14 protein-coding genes are annotated in these 17,559 nt (G+C 64.6%); 12 read left to right on the top strand and 2 right to left on the bottom strand.

All coding sequences use genetic code 11. The features are described from left to right. Window positions 1-7: 7 nt before the first annotated feature. Window positions 8-676 (bottom strand): isochorismatase family cysteine hydrolase, encoded by a 669-nt coding sequence (locus X728_RS150860; protein WP_023831834.1) that lies wholly within the window; start codon window positions 674-676, stop codon window positions 8-10. Between the two features lie 344 nt (window positions 677-1,020). Between X728_RS150860 and exbB the strand changes: the two genes are divergently transcribed. From exbB to X728_RS150920, 12 genes are all read left to right on the top strand, one after another. Further along, a complete protein-coding gene (exbB, locus tag X728_RS150865; protein WP_023824331.1) occupies window positions 1,021-1,998 on the top strand; it encodes a tonB-system energizer ExbB in 978 nt (325 codons plus the stop codon). A gap of 6 nt (window positions 1,999-2,004) precedes the next feature. Next, window positions 2,005-2,463, top strand: coding sequence for a TonB system transport protein ExbD (gene exbD, locus X728_RS150870; RefSeq protein ID WP_023831833.1), 459 nt, complete (start codon window positions 2,005-2,007; stop codon window positions 2,461-2,463). After that, window positions 2,460-3,422, top strand: coding sequence for an energy transducer TonB (locus X728_RS150875; protein ID WP_023831832.1), 963 nt, complete (start codon window positions 2,460-2,462; stop codon window positions 3,420-3,422). The genes exbD and X728_RS150875 overlap by 4 nt, the downstream gene beginning before the upstream one ends. A 171-nt stretch (window positions 3,423-3,593) precedes the next feature. Continuing rightward, window positions 3,594-4,688: a transporter substrate-binding protein gene (locus X728_RS150880; RefSeq protein ID WP_023831831.1), complete on the top strand. Its 1,095-nt coding sequence runs from the start codon at window positions 3,594-3,596 to the stop codon at window positions 4,686-4,688. After that, window positions 4,685-5,299: an ANTAR domain-containing protein gene (locus X728_RS150885; RefSeq protein WP_023668589.1), complete on the top strand. Its 615-nt coding sequence runs from the start codon at window positions 4,685-4,687 to the stop codon at window positions 5,297-5,299. Before X728_RS150880 ends, X728_RS150885 begins: the two co-directional genes overlap by 4 nt. Beyond that, window positions 5,277-6,179: an ABC transporter permease gene (locus X728_RS150890; RefSeq protein ID WP_023668590.1), complete on the top strand. Its 903-nt coding sequence runs from the start codon at window positions 5,277-5,279 to the stop codon at window positions 6,177-6,179. The genes X728_RS150885 and X728_RS150890 overlap by 23 nt, the downstream gene beginning before the upstream one ends. 13 nt (window positions 6,180-6,192) lie before the next feature. Further along, on the top strand, window positions 6,193-7,113 hold the full coding sequence (locus X728_RS150895; RefSeq protein ID WP_023815305.1) for an ABC transporter permease: 921 nt from the start codon (window positions 6,193-6,195) through the stop codon (window positions 7,111-7,113). A gap of 27 nt (window positions 7,114-7,140) precedes the next feature. Continuing rightward, window positions 7,141-8,784, top strand: coding sequence for an ABC transporter substrate-binding protein (locus tag X728_RS150900; protein ID WP_023688825.1), 1,644 nt, complete (start codon window positions 7,141-7,143; stop codon window positions 8,782-8,784). After that, window positions 8,774-9,718 carry an acetamidase/formamidase family protein gene (locus X728_RS150905; protein ID WP_023831830.1) on the top strand — a complete coding sequence of 315 codons (945 nt, stop codon included), beginning with the start codon at window positions 8,774-8,776 and terminating at the stop codon, window positions 9,716-9,718. The genes X728_RS150900 and X728_RS150905 overlap by 11 nt, the downstream gene beginning before the upstream one ends. Before the next feature lie 187 nt (window positions 9,719-9,905). Next, window positions 9,906-11,687: an ABC transporter ATP-binding protein gene (locus tag X728_RS150910; RefSeq protein WP_023831829.1), complete on the top strand. Its 1,782-nt coding sequence runs from the start codon at window positions 9,906-9,908 to the stop codon at window positions 11,685-11,687. 128 nt (window positions 11,688-11,815) lie between these two features. Further along, the gene (locus X728_RS150915; RefSeq protein WP_031195590.1) at window positions 11,816-12,766 is read left to right on the top strand and encodes a hypothetical protein; all 951 of its coding nucleotides are present in this window, start codon (window positions 11,816-11,818) and stop codon (window positions 12,764-12,766) included. Between the two features lie 49 nt (window positions 12,767-12,815). After that, window positions 12,816-14,027 (top strand): hypothetical protein, encoded by a 1,212-nt coding sequence (locus tag X728_RS150920; RefSeq protein WP_023730197.1) that lies wholly within the window; start codon window positions 12,816-12,818, stop codon window positions 14,025-14,027. 48 nt (window positions 14,028-14,075) lie between these two features. Here X728_RS150920 and X728_RS150925 read toward each other — a convergent pair whose 3' ends face one another. Then, window positions 14,076-17,459 (bottom strand): acyl-[ACP]--phospholipid O-acyltransferase, encoded by a 3,384-nt coding sequence (locus tag X728_RS150925; protein ID WP_032897890.1) that lies wholly within the window; start codon window positions 17,457-17,459, stop codon window positions 14,076-14,078. Window positions 17,460-17,559 lie beyond the last annotated feature (100 nt).

The raw sequence follows: 17,559 nt of genomic DNA, 5'->3' as shown, positions 1-17,559 counted from the left end.
CCAGCGTCTAATCACCACTCAGCACTGCCAGCGCCTCCAGCACCGCGCCAGATTCCGTCAGCGCACCAAACACCCCGTCCTCCACCGTCACCATATGCAGCGCCGCGTCATGCGCGTATTGGTCGCCGCTGGCGCAGGCGTCGGCGATGGTCAGGCACTGGAAATTGAGGTCGCAGGCCTCGCGCAGCGTCGTGTGCACGCAGACATCGGTCGTGCAGCCGGAAAAGATCAGATGGGTGATGCCGCGTGCGCGCAGCACAAGCTCCAGATCCGTATAGGTGAAGGCGCTGTTGCAGGTCTTGTCGACGATGATGTCGTGCGGCGCGACGTCGATCTCGGCGACGATCTGAAAGCCGGGGCCGGAGCGCAGCAGCACGTCGGTGCCTTCTAGACCCGCCCGCTTGCGGCGCCATCTCTCGTACGGCGTCATGTCGGCCATGTCGCCGCGATATCCCTGCCTGGTGTGAATGATGGTAAGGCCGGCCGCGCGTGCCGCTGATATCAGTCGGTTGACCGTAGGCAGGATGGCGCGCAGCGGCGCGGGGTCATAACCCTTCCTGGCGAAATAGCCGGTCGGCGAGAGGAAATCCTCCTGCAGGTCGATGACCAGCAGCGCGGTGTTTGCCGGCACCAGCCGGCCGTCATAGGGGAAATCGAACGGTATCGCCTTGATCATCGCAGCCTGCCTCAATTGCTGCTCGGCATCGTGGCCCAGCAACCCTGGGCCGTCCATCCCTCGGTGCGACGACCCCAGGTAGACCGATGCCAGGACGATGTGCCGTTGAGACATCGCGCCCACAATCGTCGGCCAAAAAGCCATCTTGTTTGTTGACTACAAAGCTCATGTTTTATAGTCAAGCAGGGGCACTCGGCCGCCTGAATTGTTTTCCAGCGGCGGTGCCGCGTTTGAGAGAAGCCAGAATCCGTGGCTGGAGTTTTCGGGGTCGAGATGGGGGTGTTCCCGCATCCCGTCACCGGCCAGCCGATCGGTTACGTGCAATGACGAAGCGAGGACGAAGCGTGTCCAGAAATGGTTTGTTGGCGGCGCTGGCCGCGGTCATGCTGTCGGCCGGCAGCGCTGCTGCGCAAGAGCAGCCAAACACGCAGCCCAGGGTGACGACTGTGCCCGCTGCAGATCCCCAGTCGGCGCCAACCGTAGTCGAACAGCCCGCACCGGCTGCGCCTGTCGCGCCGGCTTCGCCAACTGCCGGGCAGGCGGCGCCGACCGCGCCACAGCCGGCAACCCAGCCCGGTGCATCCGCGCAGGCCGAGGCTTCGGCAATATCGCTGACGCTGCCGCACGATCTGTCGCCCTGGGGCATGTTCATGGCCGCCGACATCATCGTCAAGGCGGTGATGATCGGGTTGGCCTTCGCCTCGCTCGTCACCTGGACGGTGTGGCTGGCCAAATCGCTGGAGATTCTCTTCGGCAAGCTCGGCGCCCGGCGCGCTGCGCGCGCCATCGGCAATGCCGCCACACTGCGCCAGGCCGGGCGCTCGCTTGGCAACAGTGGCGGCCCCGGTGCGCTTTTGGTGCGGGCAGCCGAGGAAGAGACTGCCCTTTCGGCCGGTGCGCTCGGCCATGTTACCGGCGACGGGCTGAAGGAACGCGTGACGTCGCGCCTGTCGCGCATCGAGGCGGCGGCGGCGCGGCGCGTGTCGCGCGGCACCGGCGTGCTGGCGACGATCGGCTCGACGGCGCCCTTCGTGGGCTTGTTCGGCACCGTCTGGGGCATCATGAACGCCTTCATCGGCATCTCGCAGGCGCAGACCACCAACCTCGCGGTCGTCGCGCCCGGCATCGCCGAGGCGCTGCTCGCCACGGCGATGGGCCTGGTCGCGGCCATTCCCGCGGTGGTCATCTACAACGTCTTTGCGCGGTCGATAGCCGGCTACCGGCAGCTTCTTGCCGATGCCTCGGCCGGGGTCGAACGGCTGGTCAGCCGCGATCTCGATTTCCGCACGGTGCCGCAGGCGCCCGCGCTGGCGGCGGAGTGATGGGCCATGGCGGCTAGAATTCGCGAAACTATCGACGGCGATCTCGAGGAAAACCACGAGATCAACGTGACGCCGTTCATCGACGTCATCCTGGTGCTGCTGATCATCTTCATGGTCGCTGCCCCCTTGGCGACAGTCGACGTCAATGTCGATCTGCCGGGTTCGACCGCGACACCGGCGCCCCGGCCGGAAACGCCGCTGTTCCTGACGCTGAAGGACGATCTGACGCTGGCGATCGGCAATGACAGCGTGTCGCGCCAGGCTTTCGCCGCGGTGCTCGACGGCAGAACCAAGGGCGACAAGCAGACCCGCATCTTCCTGCGTGCCGACAAGGCGGTCGGTTATGGCGAGCTGATGGAGGTGATGAACCTGCTGCGCGGCGCCGGTTATCTGAAGATCGCGCTGGTGGGGCTGGAGACGGTGCCGGCGGACGCATCCGCGGCGCACCCGGGCGCCGTCCCGTGACGCAACTGGCCGCCGCCGCCCCCGCGGCCGACCCGCCGCGCGCCGGCGTGCGCGAAATTGGCTTGTGGGCGGCTGCGGCCATTGTCATTGTCGGCGCGCATGTCGCGATCGTCTATGCCGTCCAGAGCTTCAGCCTGGCCAACATGGCCGATGGCAGCCCGCCGCCGGCTGTGGCTATCGAGCTGTCGCCGATGATGGTGGCGCCGGCGGTGCGGGTGGACTCAGCGGCCGACGTGGTGACGCCCGAGCCGCCGAACCAGATTGAGGAGGCGGTTGCCGAACTGAAGCCCGTCGTAGAGCCCGAGCCCGGTAAGCCGGAGCCGGTCACCGAGAAGAGGGAAGCGGCTCAACTCGATAAGACCGCTCCGATCGAGACGGCAGCGGCCGAGCAGCCCGATCAATCGCCGCCGCTGGATGAGGTGGTGCCCGACATCGTCCCGACCATAGCGCCGGATGTGGTCATTCCGCTGCCCCAGACCAAGCCGGCGGAGACCAAGCCGGTGGAGGCCAAGCCGATCGAGAAGGCGAAGAAGGCTGCCGAAAAACCCAAGCCGAAACCGAAAGAGAAGAAGGAAAAGGCCGCGCCGGCGAAAGCGGTCGTGACCGCCAGTGTCGATCAAAAGGCAGCGGCGAAGGCGTCGGCGCCGAAGGCTTCGCAATCGAGAGGATCATCAGTCAGTGCAAGCAAATGGAACTCCCAGCTGATCGGATGGATCAATCGGCACAAGCGCTACCCGAGCGCGGCAAGGTCGCGGCGCGCCGTGGGTACCGCAAATGTGACCTTCGTCGTCAGCGCTTCGGGCAAGGTGACCTCCGTCCGGCTGACACGATCTTCGGGGGACGCCGATCTCGATCGCGCCGCGCTCAGCATTCTGCAGGGTGCGACGGTGCCCGCGCCACCGCCTGAGAAGGCCGGTACGGCTGTCGTGGCGCCTTTGATGTTCACGCTGCGGAACTAGAAGCAGCCGGACAAGGCCGATCCCATGACCACGTACTTTCCCGCTTGACTGACCCGCCGGACCGAATACGCTAGCGCAAAATACCGGCCTTGGTCGCCGGGCGGCAAATATGCCTCGTATGCCTCGCCCTCCGGCGCTGGCTGCGGGGCATTGTCATTTCTGAGGATCGGTTTGAAACGGCGTATCGAGATCGGCATCCTGTATTCCCGCTCGGGCAGCTACCAGCTGGTCTCCGATGCGTGCCGGATGGGCGCCATGCGCGCCATCGCCGACATCAATGCCGATCGGAGCTATGGCATCGAACTGGTTCCGGTCGAGCGCGATCCGCAAAGTAATGCCGATCGCTACGCGACTTTGTGCGATGACATTTTCAGGACCAGCAGCGCGCGCCATGTCGTCGGTTGCGTCACCTCGTGGAGCCGCAAGGAAACCATCCCGGTGCTGGAGAAGGCCGGCGGCATGCTCTGGTATGCCTGCCCCTATGAAGGGTTCGAGGCCAACGAGCATGTCGTCTACATGCACGCCTGCCCCAACCAGCATCTGGTTCCGCTGATGGCGCATGTCGTGCCGCGTTTCGGCGCCAACGGCTTCCTGCTCGGCTCGAACTACATTTGGGGCTGGGAGATGAACCGCGTGGCGCGCGACCTGATCGCGGATGCCGGCGGCAAAGTGCTGGGCGAGCGCTATCTGCGCATCGGCGAGACCGACGTGTCGCGGTTGATCGCGGAAATCCGGGCGACGAGGCCGAGCTTCATCCTCAACAATCTGATCGGCACCTCGTCGTATGCCTTCCTGGCGGCTTACCGCGAGTTGGGCGATGAGGATGCGGCATTCAGGCCGGAAAACTGCCCCGTCATCTCCTGCAACCTCACCGAAGGCGAGTTGCCGGCGATCGGCGATACAGGGAAAGGGCATCTGTCGGTCGGGCCCTATTTCGCGCCCCGGCCGGCTGCCTTCGCTTCGTCCTTCGAGGCCTCCGCCTATGCCTCGGTGCAGGTGATGGCCGACGTGCTGTCGCGCGACACTGATGCCGGCCCGGCGGAATTTTCCAAAGCCTTCGCCGAGCGGCGCTTCTCCACCCGGCTCGGGCCGATCGCCATCGACGCCCACTCCCAGCACGCGACGCTGCCGGTGATCATCGGCCGGATCGCCGATGGCTTCTTCGAGGTCGTCAGCCAGGAGGATGAGGTCGCGCCGGATCCATATCTGTCGCGCTACGACCCCGCCAACACGTTCGGCCGTCCGCGTCTGAGAGTGGTGTCATGACCCGGACGCGCATCCCCAATCTCGGCGGCGCGCGGGCTTTCATCCTGCATCGCCCGCATCCGACGGTGCAGGCAATCACCAGGCAATTGTCGGCCATCGGCCTGGCTACGATCGACTGCTGGCCGGAATTGCCGCCGGAAGCTCTCGCCGCCGATTTCGTCTTCTTCGATGCCGATCTCGGTTTCGACGAGCAATTCCCGTGGAAGCCGGGCGAGGCGCCGATGCCGCTGGTGGCGCTGATCGGTTCCGAGGCGCCGGGGCGTATCGAATGGGCGCTGTCGCACAAGGCCGATGCGCAGCTGCTGAAGCCGGTCGGCAATGCCGGCGTCTACAGCGCTCTGTTGATCGCGAGACAGAGTTTCGAGGCCCGAAAACATTTAGCCGGCGAGATAGCGTCGCTGCGCCAGCGCGTCGCCGAGCGCCAGACCATCGTGCGCGCGGTGACGGCCTTGTCGAAAGGCAGCGACGACGAGCGCGCCTATGCGCAGCTGCGTTCGCTGGCGATGAGCTGGCAGATCAGCGTCGAGGATGCCGCGCGTCGGATCGTGGCAATGACAAGCGAGGAAGCGACGGGGGAAGAAGGCGGCGATGACCAGTCCCATCGCGCCTGATCTACCGGTGCGCATGCCGGCAAAACCGCGCGCCGGTGTCTGGCGCCGGCTGGTGAAACGCCGCCTCGCGCTGCTCGGCCTGGTCATCGTCGCCATTGTCCTTGCCGGCGCTGTGCTGGCGCCCCGGCTGACCGGCTATGACCCCAACGAGCAGATGTTCGACGGCCTGACCATCGAGGGCTCGCCGCTGCCGCCCAGCGCCCAGTACTGGCTCGGCACCGACCTGCTCGGACGTGACCTCTTGACCCGCATCCTCTACGGCGCCCGCACCTCGCTGATCATCGGCATCGTCGCCAATGGCGTGGCGCTTTTGATCGGCACTTTGGTGGGCGTCACCGCAGGCTATTTCCGCGGCTGGATCGGCAGCGCGCTGATGCGCTTCACCGATCTGATGATGGCGTTCCCGGCGCTGCTGCTCGCCATCTGCCTGGCGGCAGTGTTTCAGCCCAGCCTGTGGATCGTCGCCATGGTCATCGCGCTGGTCAACTGGGTGCAGACGGCGCGTGTCATCTACACCGAGACATCGTCGCTGGCCGAACGCGAGTTCATCGATGCCGAGCGCAGCATCGGGGCGAGTGCGCCGCGCATCCTGTTTCGCCACATCCTGCCGCATCTCCTGCCCACCATCATCGTCTGGGGCACGCTCGGCATCTCCACCACGGTACTGCTGGAGGCGACGCTTTCCTTCCTCGGCATCGGCGTGCAGCCGCCGACGGCGTCGTGGGGCAACATCATTTTCGAGAACCAGACCTATTTCCAGGCCGCGCCCTGGCTGGTGTTCTTCCCCGGCGCCGCAATCCTGGCGTTGGCGCTGGCCTTCAATCTGATCGGCGACGCGCTGCGCGACATCCTCGATCCGACGCAAAGGGGCCGGGAATAATGGAGGGCCGGTCATGATCGCCTATCTCGGCCGCCGGCTGATCCAGTCGCTGCTCATCCTGCTTGGCGTCTCGCTGATCACTTTTGCGCTGCTCTACCTCTTGCCGGCCGACCCGGTGCGGCAGATCGCCGGCCGCAGTGCTACGCCGCAGACGGTGGAAAACATCCGCCAGCAGCTCGGCCTGGACCAGCCTTTCGTGGTCCAGTATTGGCACTACCTGACGAAGCTCGTCAGCGGCGATCTTGGCCGCTCCTACATACAGCGCTCGGAGGTTACCGAGCTCATCGTCTCGCGGCTGCCGGCCAGCCTGCTTTTGATGGTAGGCGCCATCCTGTGCGAACTGCTGATCGGGCTCTCCATGGGCCTGATCGCCGCCGTCAAGCGCGGCACCGCCACCGACCAGACCCTGATGGTGGCCTCCTTCGTTGGCGTCTCGGCGCCGCAATTCGTCGTCGGCCTGTTGCTGCTCTACGTCTTTGCCGTGCGGCTGAGCTGGTTTCCGATCGGCGGCTACGGCACATGGCGCCATCTGGTGCTGCCGTCGCTGACCATGGGCATACTCGGCGCCGGCTGGTATGCGCGCATGATGCGCTCCTCGATGATCGACGTGCTGCGCCAGGACTATGTCCGCACCGCGCGGGCCAAGGGCCTGGCGCGCAGCGCCATCATCTTTCGCCATGCATTGCCCAACGCCATCCTGCCGGTCATCGCCATGATCGGTATCGACATCGGCATCTTCATGGGCGGCATCGTCGTCGTCGAAAGCGTGTTCGGCTGGCCCGGCATCGGTCAACTGGCGTGGCAGGCCATCCAGCGCGTCGACATTCCGATCATCATGGGCGTCACGCTGGTCTCGGCCTTCGCCATCGTGCTCGGCAATCTGCTCGCCGACATCATCGCGCCGTTCATCGATCCCCGCATCAAGCTCAGATGAAAATGAAACAGAGAAAGGAACACAACAATGAAAAAGTTTCTCGCATCCACAGTCGCGGCATCCGCCTTGGCCCTCATGCTCGGCATGACAAGCGTCCGCGCCGAAGACACGGTCGATCCCAACGCCAAGCAAGGCGGCGCCATCACCATCACCTACAAGGACGATGTTGCGACCCTCGATCCGGCGATCGGCTATGACTGGCAGAACTGGTCGATGATCAAGAGCCTGTTCGATGGGCTGATGGATTACGAGCCGGGCACCACCAATTTGAAGCCCGATCTGGCAGAAAGCTACGAGATTTCGCCCGACGGCCAGACCTTCACCTTCAAGCTGCGCCATGGCGTGAAATTCCACAATGGCCGCGAGATGACGGCCGACGACGTGAAATATTCGCTCGACCGAGTCACCAATCCGAAGACGCAGAGCCCCGGCGCCGGCTTCTTCGGCTCGATCAAGGGCTATGACGATGTCGCCGCCGGCAAGGCCGAAGGCCTGTCCGGTGTCACCGTCATCGACCCCTACACGGTCAAGTTCGAACTGACCCGGCCCGACGCCACCTTCCTGCATGTCATGGCCATCAATTTCGCCCATGTCGTGCCGAAGGAAGAGGTCGAGAAATATGGCGCCGATTTCGGCAAGCATCCGGTCGGCACCGGCGCCTTCAAGCTCGCCGAGTGGACGCTGGGACAGCGCATCGTCTTCGAGCGCAATGCGGACTATTGGCACAAGGGCCTGCCGCATCTCGACAAGATCACTTTCGAGATCGGCCAGGAGCCGATCGTGGCGCTGCTGCGCTTGCAGAAGGGCGAGATCGATGTTCCCGGCGACGGCATTCCGCCGGCCAAGTTCCAGGAGGTGATGGCCGATCCCGAGCAGAAGGCGCGTGTCGTCGAAGGCGGTCAGCTGCACACCGGCTACGTCACCATGAACACCACCATGGCGCCGTTCGACAATGTTAAGGTGCGTCAGGCCGTCAACATGGCGCTCAACAAGGCGCGCATCATCCAGATCATCAACGGCCGCGCCGTGCCGGCCAACCAGCCGCTGCCGCCGTCGATGCCGGGCTACGACAAGGACTACAAGGGTTATCCCTATGACGTAGCCAAAGCCAAGGCGCTGCTGGCCGAGGCCGGTCATGCCGATGGTTTCGACACGCAGCTGTTCGCCATGAACACCGATCCCAACCCGCGCATTGCCCAAGCGATCCAGCAGGACCTGGCGGCGATCGGCATCAAGGCCAGCATCCAGTCGCTGGCGCAGGCCAATGTCATCGCCGCCGGCGGTGACAAGGCCGGCGCGCCGATGATCTGGTCGGGCGGCATGGCCTGGATCGCCGACTTCCCCGATCCGTCGAATTTCTACGGCCCGATCCTCGGCTGCGCCGGCGCGGTGCCCGGCGGCTGGAACTGGTCGTGGTATTGCAACAAGGATCTCGACGCCAAGGCGGCCGAGGCGGATTCGGTGGTCGACCCGGCAAAGGCCGGCGAACGCGACAAGATGTGGAGCGCCATCTACGACAAGGTGATGGAAGACGCGCCCTGGGCGCCGGTCTTCAACGAACAGCGCTTCACCATGAAATCCGCGCGCATGGGCGGCGCCGACAACCTCTATGTCGACCCGGTCCATATCCCGATCAACTACGACAATGTGTACGTAAAAGATGTGCAATAACTGCGACTACACCATCCATGGGCGCCACCACCATTTCGGCTGGGACAATTCCTTTGTCCCGGCCGAGCGGGTGGCGCCCGGCGCGACCATCGAGTTCCAGTGCCTCGATGCCGCCGGCGGCCAGCTGAACGCCGACAGCACGGTTGCCGAAATCGCCAAGCTCGACTTCGCCGGGGTCAACCCGGTGACCGGGCCGATCTTCGTCGAGGGCGCCGAGCCGGGTGACGCGCTCAAAGTGACGATCGAGATGTTCAAACCGTCCGGCTTCGGCTGGACGGCGAACATTCCGGGTTTCGGCCTGCTCGCCGACGACTTCACGGAACCGGCGCTGAACATCTGGAAATACGATGCAGCCGCGCTCGAACCGGCGCTGTTCGGGAAAAACGCGCGCGTACCACTGAAGCCGTTCGCCGGCACCATCGGCAATGCGCCGGCTGAGATGGGGCTTCACTCGGTGGTGCCGCCACGGCGGGTCGGCGGCAATCTCGACATCCGCGATCTCGCTGCCGGCACGACGCTCTATCTGCCGGTTGAGGTGGCCGGCGCGCTGTTCTCGGTCGGCGATACGCACGCCGCACAAGGCGATGGCGAGGTCTGCGGCACGGCGATCGAGAGCCCGATGGACGTCGTGCTCAAGCTCGACCTTGTCAAGGACGCCAGGCTGAAGACGCCGCGCTTCACCACCGCCGGTCCGGTGACGCGCCATCTCGACGCCAAGGGCTATGAGGTGACGACGGGTATCGGGCCGGACCTGATGGCCGGGGCCAAGGAGGCGGTGACGCAGATGGTCGATCTGCTCGCTGGGCGCTACAAGATCGACCCGGTCGAGGCCTACATGCTGGTTTCGGTGTGCGGCGATCTTCGCATCAGCGAGATCGTCGACATGCCGAATTGGGTGGTGTCGTTCTATTTTCCGCGTTGCGTGTTCGAATGATGTCAGGTCGGCGCTGCACCCCCACCCCGCTGCTTCGCAGCGACCCTCCCCACAAGGGGGAGGGTAAAGCGCTGCCGCCCTACCTCCCCCTTGTGGGGAGGTCGGACCGGAGGTCCGGGTGGGGGTCAGCGCCAAGGTCTGTGCGAATGGTGCGACGGAACCAATCCGTCGCAGGGCTCCACCTACAATGACCCTCGCCGACACCCCCGTCCTCTCCATCGCCAACCTCTGCGTCAGCGTGCGCGGCGAGGACGGCGAACGCCAGGTTGTCTCCAACCTGTCGCTGACGCTGGCGCGCGGCGAGACGCTTTGCTTTGCCGGCGAATCCGGCTCCGGCAAGTCGATGACCGCGCTGGCGATCATGCAGCTTTTGCCGCAGCCGGCGGCGCGCATATCGTCAGGCATGATCCGTCTTCGGGATGGGAATCGGGGCGACACCGACCTAGCAACCCTCGACGAACGCCAGATGCGGCGCATTCGCGGCGACCGCATCGCCATGATCTTCCAGGAGCCGATGACCTCGCTCAATCCGGTGCTGTCGATCGGCCGGCAACTGACCGAATCCATCGAAGCGCATACCAGCCTGTCGTCGGCGCAAGCCCGCCAGCGCGCGATCGAGGCGTTGAAGGCGGTGCGCATTTCGGAGGCGGAAAGCCGGCTAAAGCAGTTTCCGCACGAATTCTCCGGCGGCATGCGCCAGCGGGTGATGATCGCCATGGCGCTGGCGCTCGAGCCCGACGTGCTGATCGCCGATGAGCCGACGACGGCGCTCGACGTCACCGTGCAAGGCGAAGTGCTGGAGCTGTTGCGCGACCTGCAGCGCCAGCATGGCACCAGCGTCATCCTGATCACCCACGATATGGGCGTGGTTGCCGAAATGGCCGACCGGGTCATCGTCATGCGCGACGGCCGCATGGTCGAAGAAGGCACGACATCGGATATTTTTGCCCGCCCGCAGGCCGACTATACGCGCGAACTGCTGGCTGCCGTGCCGCGCATCGGCAGTGGTGTCGGTCGACAGAAATCCAGGGATGCGATTGACGTCTTGAAACCGGCCAAAGTCGCCGAGGTCAACGACCTGCATGTCCGCTTCGATCTGCGTGGCGGCATCTTTGGCCAGGTCACCCGCCGCGTCCACGCCGTCGAGGGCGTCAGCTTCTCGATCGCGCCCAACGAAACGCTCGCTCTGGTCGGCGAATCCGGCTGCGGCAAGTCGACCACCGCCAAGGCGCTGGCCGGACTGGCGCCGTATAGCGGCGACATCGTCATTGGCGGGCGCAATCTCTCCGGTCTTGGCCGCGACGAACGCAAGGCGGTGCGCCGTGACGTCCAGATGATTTTCCAGGATCCCTTCGCCTCGCTCGATCCGCGCATGCGCGTCGGCGACCTCGTTGCCGAGCCGCTGGTGATCCATGGCATCGCTTCGAAGGACGAGCGCCGGGAACGGGTGGCGGCGCTGTTCGAGCGTGTCGGCCTGTCGGCCGAACAGATGGAGCTTTACCCGCACGAATTCTCCGGTGGCCAGCGCCAGCGCGTCTGCATCGCCCGAGCGCTGGCGCTCCGACCAAAACTGATCATCGCTGACGAAAGCGTCTCCGCGCTCGACGTCTCGGTGCAGGCGCGTGTGCTCGATTTGCTGAAGGAATTGCAGCGCGAATTCGGCGTCGCCTATCTCTTCATCTCGCACGACATGGCGGTGGTCGAGAACATTTCCGACCGCGTTGCCGTCATGTATCTCGGCCAGATCGTCGAGATGGGCACGCGCGACCAGGTGTTTTCCAACCCGCTCCATCCCTATACGAGGCGGCTGATCGAAGCCGTGCCGGTGCCCGATCCGGCGCAGCGCAGAACGCGCTTCGCGCGCCTCGACCAGGAAATCCCGAGCGCCACCCGCAGGATCGGGGAGGCGCCGCTGAAGCTGGCGCTGAACGATGTCGGCGGCGGCCATCTGGTTGCTGCGGAAAGCTGAGCCCGCACTGGCTGGCAGCTGTTCTTTTACTTTGTTGAGTACACCCAAGAACTGCCGTCTCGGGTTTACCGCGTCTTAGGTGGACGGCGGCCACTATACGGTCGGCGTTCTTGCCACGGGGAAAAATAGTGCTCAAGGCGGTTCTGCAACTGCTGCCGGGTCGGTTCATGGATGTGCGCATGCGCGTGTCCGAGGGCTACGAGACGCGCGTGGTGGAGCGGCCCGGGCGCTGGATGAAGGCTGCCGAACTGGAGCAGCTGAGCAGCGATCTGCGGCTGGTAGCGTCCAAGACACTGAAGTTCGGCAGCCTGACCTATGGCGTGTTTTCCGGCGACCGCAGCCGGCTGGAACATTCCATCATCACCATTGTCTACCGGCGCAGCGACCGGCAGCCGATCGCCTTCAACTCGCTGGCGCTGATGGAGATATCGCTCGCCGGCAAGCCCTATGAAGTCTTGCACCTCGGTTTGGTCATGATCGATCCCGACGAGCGCAGCCGCGGGCTGAGCTGGATCCTCTACGGCCTGACCTGCTTCCTGATGTTTTTGCGCAATCAACTGCGGCCGATCTGGATTTCCAATGTCACCCAGGTACCCGCTGTCGTCGGCATGGTCGCGGAGGCGTTCAGCAATGTGTTCCCAGGACCGCATGCCGGCGCGCGCCGCTCGCTTACCCATGTGCTTCTGGCGCGGCAGATCATGGCGCGCCATCGCCATGTCTTCGGTGTCGGCCCCGAAGCTGGTTTCGACGAAGAGCGCTTCGTCATCACCAACGCCTATACGGGCGGCTCGGACGATCTGAAGAAGACCTTCGACGAGGCGGCCAAGCACCGCGTCGAGACCTTTAACGAGTTCTGCCGCAAGGAACTCGACTACACGCGCGGCGATGATGTGCTGCAGATCGGACAGATGAGCTTTCAGTCGGCGCGCACCTATCTCGCCGACGCGGTTCCGCGCGGCTCGCTTGCCGCCCTTGCGGTAGCAGGTGCGGCGGCCACGCTGCAGCGGCTGGTTTTGCCGGTGGTACACTGGGCGGATAGCAGCCGCCAATGGAATGTGCTGAGACCATGGACACGCTGATGGCTTCATCCGTGATGATGCCTGGGTGTGAGCTGATGGGCGCTGACCGATGAACCTCGACGACACGCTCGTGGCCGACACCATCACCTCGCTGGCGGCGCTGTTCGGGCTGCTGATCGTGATATCGGTCGTCGGCGGGCGCGACACCGGCGATCCGCTGTCGCGGCGTTTTCTGTTCGGTTTGCGGGTGCTGACGGTTCTGCTCGCCTGCCGCATCCTCGACTGGACTACCGGCCTCGCACTCTTCCGCTTCGTCACCATCGCGGCGGCGGGCCTGCTGCCGCTGGCCGCACTGCTGCTGACCGAGGGGCTGTTGCGCCGGCATGCGCCGTTTGCGCTAAAGTTCTTTGCCGCCGGCGGCGCCCTGCTGTTTCTACTGCTGGCGCCGATCCCGGAACGCTTTGCCGAGCCATGGCGGATGGCGGTACTACTTGCCTTCCAGTTCGGAGGTTTTCTCGCCATCGGCTGGCTGGTGATGACGCGCGATCGCGACAGCCTGTCGGCGGCCGAAAACCGCACGGTCGAGCGCATGGCGCTGTCGCTGCTGTTGATCATTCCGTTCATGGTCACCGACTACCGGCCCGGCCTGTTCGAAGTGCCGGTTCGGCTTGGCGGCATCGCCATCCTGTTCCTGTGTTGGCTGACGATCGGCCTTGGACGCGCGAGCCTCGGCCATCGCGACACGATCGGCGCCTTTACCGTGATTACGCTGAGCTCGGTTTTCGCCGGGCTGGCGCTGGGCGGCATCGACGATCTCGGCTGGCGCGGCAGTGTGCAGGGCGTGGTGATCGTGCTGTCGGCGACGCTGCTGGCAGTCATCTACAATGACAGCGTCAGCCTCACCGCGGAGAAGCGCCGCGACTCGTTGCTGAAGCATATGGCCGAGGGCGACCTCACCGATTCGGCGCGCTTCCTGCGCGGCCTGCAGAGCCATATTCTTGTCGACGGTGCGCTGATCCTGCCGGCAGCCGACCTCGGTGATTTCGACCTGAAGGTGCTGGCCCGTGCACTAGAGCAGGAGCCCGTGCGCTCGCTCGCCGATACGCAGCCGGGGGCGCCAGTCGACCAGGATATACGCGAGCAGCTGGCCTGGCTGTTCGAGAAATTTGAGGCGACCCATGTGCTGCTGGCGACGCTCGAGCCGTTGACCGTGGTGGCGCTCAACATGCCGGCGCTGGCATCGTCGCCGGGCGTGGAAATGGAGCTGCGGGCAGTCCAGCGCATGGCGATGCTGATCTCGCAGCGGCATGCGAAGGGTTGATCATACTGAACGGGCCGGCTCTTGCGTCGGCCCGTTGCCGTAGCCGGGTCAGGCGGCCTTGGTCTTCAAGGTCTCTTCGTCGCGCACCATTTTTGTCACGGCGGCGAAGTCGAGCTTGCCGGAGCCAAGGACCGGTACCTTTGAGACCACCCGCACTTCGGCCGGGACCATCAGGTCCATGGCGCCGTTGGCCTTGGCGTAGGCGAGGAATTCCGCTCGTGTGGCGCCGGATGCCTCAGTGATGAGGATCAGCTTTTCGCCCTTGCGGGCGTCGGGCACCGTAGCGACCGCCGACAGCGAGCCCTTCCACAATTCGCCGGCCAGCGCTTCGACAGCAGCCAGCGAGATCATCTCGCCGCCGATCTTGGCGAAGCGCTTGGCGCGGCCGCGAATGGTGATGAAGCCACCCTCGTCGATAGCGACGACGTCGCCCGTGTCATGCCAGCCGTCCTCGAGCGGTTCGAGCACGCCGGGCTTCTCGGCCCGGAGATAACCGGCCATGACATTGGGACCGCGCACGAACAGCCGGCCGCCTTCGTCGACGCCGGGGACCGGATCGAGGCGGTATTCCATGCCGGGCATGATCTTGCCGACGGTTCCAGAGCGATTGTACATCGGCGTGTTGATGGAGATCACCGGCGCCGTCTCGGTGACGCCGTAGCCCTCGAGGATGCGTAGGCCGAACTTCTCCATATAGGTCATGCGCGTCGCTGTCTTGACCGGCTCCGCGCCGGCAAAACAATAGCGTATCGAGCGGAAGTCGTAGGGGTGCGCGGTGCGGGCATAGCCGGAGAGGAAGGTGTCGGTGCCGAAGATGATCGTCGCGTTCGAGCCGTAGATCAGTTCCGGCACGAGGCGGTAGTGCAGCGGCGAGGGGTAGAAATAGACCGGCACGCCGGAGATCAACGGCAGCACCGTGCCCGCGGTCATGCCGAAGGAGTGGAAGATCGGCAGCACGTTGAACAGCTTGTCGCCCGAATGGAAGTCGATACGCGACGCCGCCTGGGCGGCGTTGGCCAGGATGTTGCGGTGGGTCAGAACGACGCCCTTCGGCGTACCTTCCGAACCCGAGGTGAACAGGATCACCGCCGCATCGCCGGGCTTGCGTTTCGCGCGCGGCGTCGACTTGCGCAGCAAGCCGAGCAGCTTATCCTTGAGACTGATGGTCTTTCTGAGATCGTCGAGCCACACGATGTCGACCGAGCGACCGAGTTCCTCGACTACAGCGCCGAGCTTTGCCTGTTCGACGAACGCGCGGGAGGTAAGCACGGTGCGGACTTCGGCGGCCTTGCAGGCGGACAGAATATTGGCAGCACCTGCGGTGAAGTTCATCATCGCCGGAACCTTGCCGGCGGACATGACGCCGAGCAGTGTCGCGCAAGAGCCGTTGGCGTTGGGCAGCATGATGCCCAGCGTCTGCTGGTCGGCATAAAGGTTCTGGAACTTCTCACCAAGCACGGCGGCAGCCGTGAGCAGCTTGCTGTAGCTGAGAGAACCGGTGACCGGATCCTGAACTGCGAGCTGTTTCATGCCGCGTTCGTTCGCCGTCTCGATGATCTTTTCCAGTACGGTCTTGTCGATGTCCTGGGTGCGGAAAACGAGATCCGACATCACCTGGTAGAGCGCGGAACCCGCCGCGGCGCGGCGCTTGCGGCCCTTCAGCTCCTGCGGCACCTCGAGCTTGACCGGTTCCAGAATGGTCACCTTGACCTTCGGGAACAGGCGGCGGCGCACATGCTGCGAGCTCAGCCGCGAGAAGTAGGTCTTCTCCAGCCCGTCGATGCGCACCGGCACAACCATCGAGCCGGTCTTGTCGGCAACCATGGCGGCGCCGTCATAGACCTTCATCAGGCCGCCGGTCACGGTGATGCGTCCCTCCGGGAAGATCACCAGCGGGTCGCCGCCCTGCACGATCTTGATCAGCGTGCGGGTCGACATCGGCTTGGCCGGGTTGAGCGGCAAAGCGCGGGCAAGTTTCATGAACGGCTTCATCCACCAAGCCTGGGCAATGGTGTAGTCGATGGCGAAGACCGGTTCCTCATCGGTCAGCGTCAAGGCGAGCGGACCGTCGAGGAAGCTGACATGGTTGAGCGCCAGGATCGGCGCCTTGCCGGCCGCCTTGAGGTTTTCCATACCCTCGACTTCGAGGCGCAGGAAAGCGCGGAACAGGATGGAGACGAAGTCACGGAAGGGGTTCGTCGGCAAATATTTCAGCATCAGCCAGGCGGCAATCGCATTGGCCGCGACGAGGCCGAACAGGATGCCGCCGGTCGAGACCTTCGTCTGGATCAGGGCCATGATGATGCCGCCGCCAGTCATGAAGCCGGCATTGACGATACTGACGGCGGCGACGACCCGGGCGCGCCGCGCTTCGGGCGACCAGGCCTGCACGGCGGCGAAGGTCGGCACCACCAGGAAAGCGGCTGCAATGGCCATGCCGGCGAGGTCGATGGCGACGCGGATCGTGTTTGGGCCGGCGAAGAATGCGCCAAGGGTTTCCGCCTGGGGCGACGGCGTCATGCCGGAGATGGTCCAGGCGAGATGCAGGCCGAACAGGGCGAGCAGCGCCGTGCCGACCGGTGCCGGCAACAGCACGATGCGGCCCTGCGACATCCAGGCGGCGATGGCCGAACCGATGGCGATCGAGACGGCGAACACGGCGAGGTAGACGGTGACGGCCATTTCGTTGCCGCCGAGCGAATCCTTGATCAGGACCGGCAGGAGCGAGAGCACGATGGCGCCGATCAGCCAGAACCAAGACGTCATCAGGCCGGCGCGCCAGATGCGCGTGTCGGTGCGCAATTCGGTGACCTGGCGCCAGGTCGAGCGGAAGATGTTCTTGTCGATGACAAGGTCGGGCGCCGCCGAACCGGTGGACGGGATATAGCGGCTGACGAGCCAGCAACCGACGGCGAGCGCCATCATGATCGGTCCGAACACCGCGACGCCGATACCATCGGCGGAAACGACGCCGCCGGCTATGGTGCCGCCGAGAATCGCGGCAAACGTGGCTGACTCGATCCAGGCGTTGGCCTTGGGCAGTTCCTTGCGTTCGAGGTGATCGGGCAGGATTCCGTATTTGATCGGTCCGAACAGCGCCGAGATGATGCCGAACATCAACAGCGCCGTCATCAGCACGGGAATGGACGACAGGGCGATGCCGACGACGGAGACACCCGCCGCGGCGATCTCGGCGAATTTCAGCTTGGCTATGAGAGCCTTGTCGAAGCGGTCGGCGAGCTCGCCGCCGAGCGCCGACAAGAGCAGGAAGGGAGCCATGAAGACGGCGCCCGCCAAGGTGACCAGTGATGCCGCCTGGTCCGCCGCCAGCGTGAACAGAATAAGGAACACCAGCGTGTTCTTGAGGAAATTATCGTTGAAGGCGGACAGGAACTGCGTCCAGAACAAGGGCGCAAAGCGCCTGGATGTCATCAGATGAGCTGTGGGACGATTGATCGGGGCGATTTCCATAGCGGCGACTTCCATTGGGCAAGACCGGTGAAAATCCTGACTGGATTGATCAGCGGTCTTG

The sequence above is a fragment of the Mesorhizobium sp. L103C119B0 genome (assembly GCF_000502235.1).
Classification (GTDB): Bacteria; Pseudomonadota; Alphaproteobacteria; order Rhizobiales; family Rhizobiaceae; genus Mesorhizobium.
This window is presented reverse-complemented; position numbering and strand designations above follow the sequence as displayed.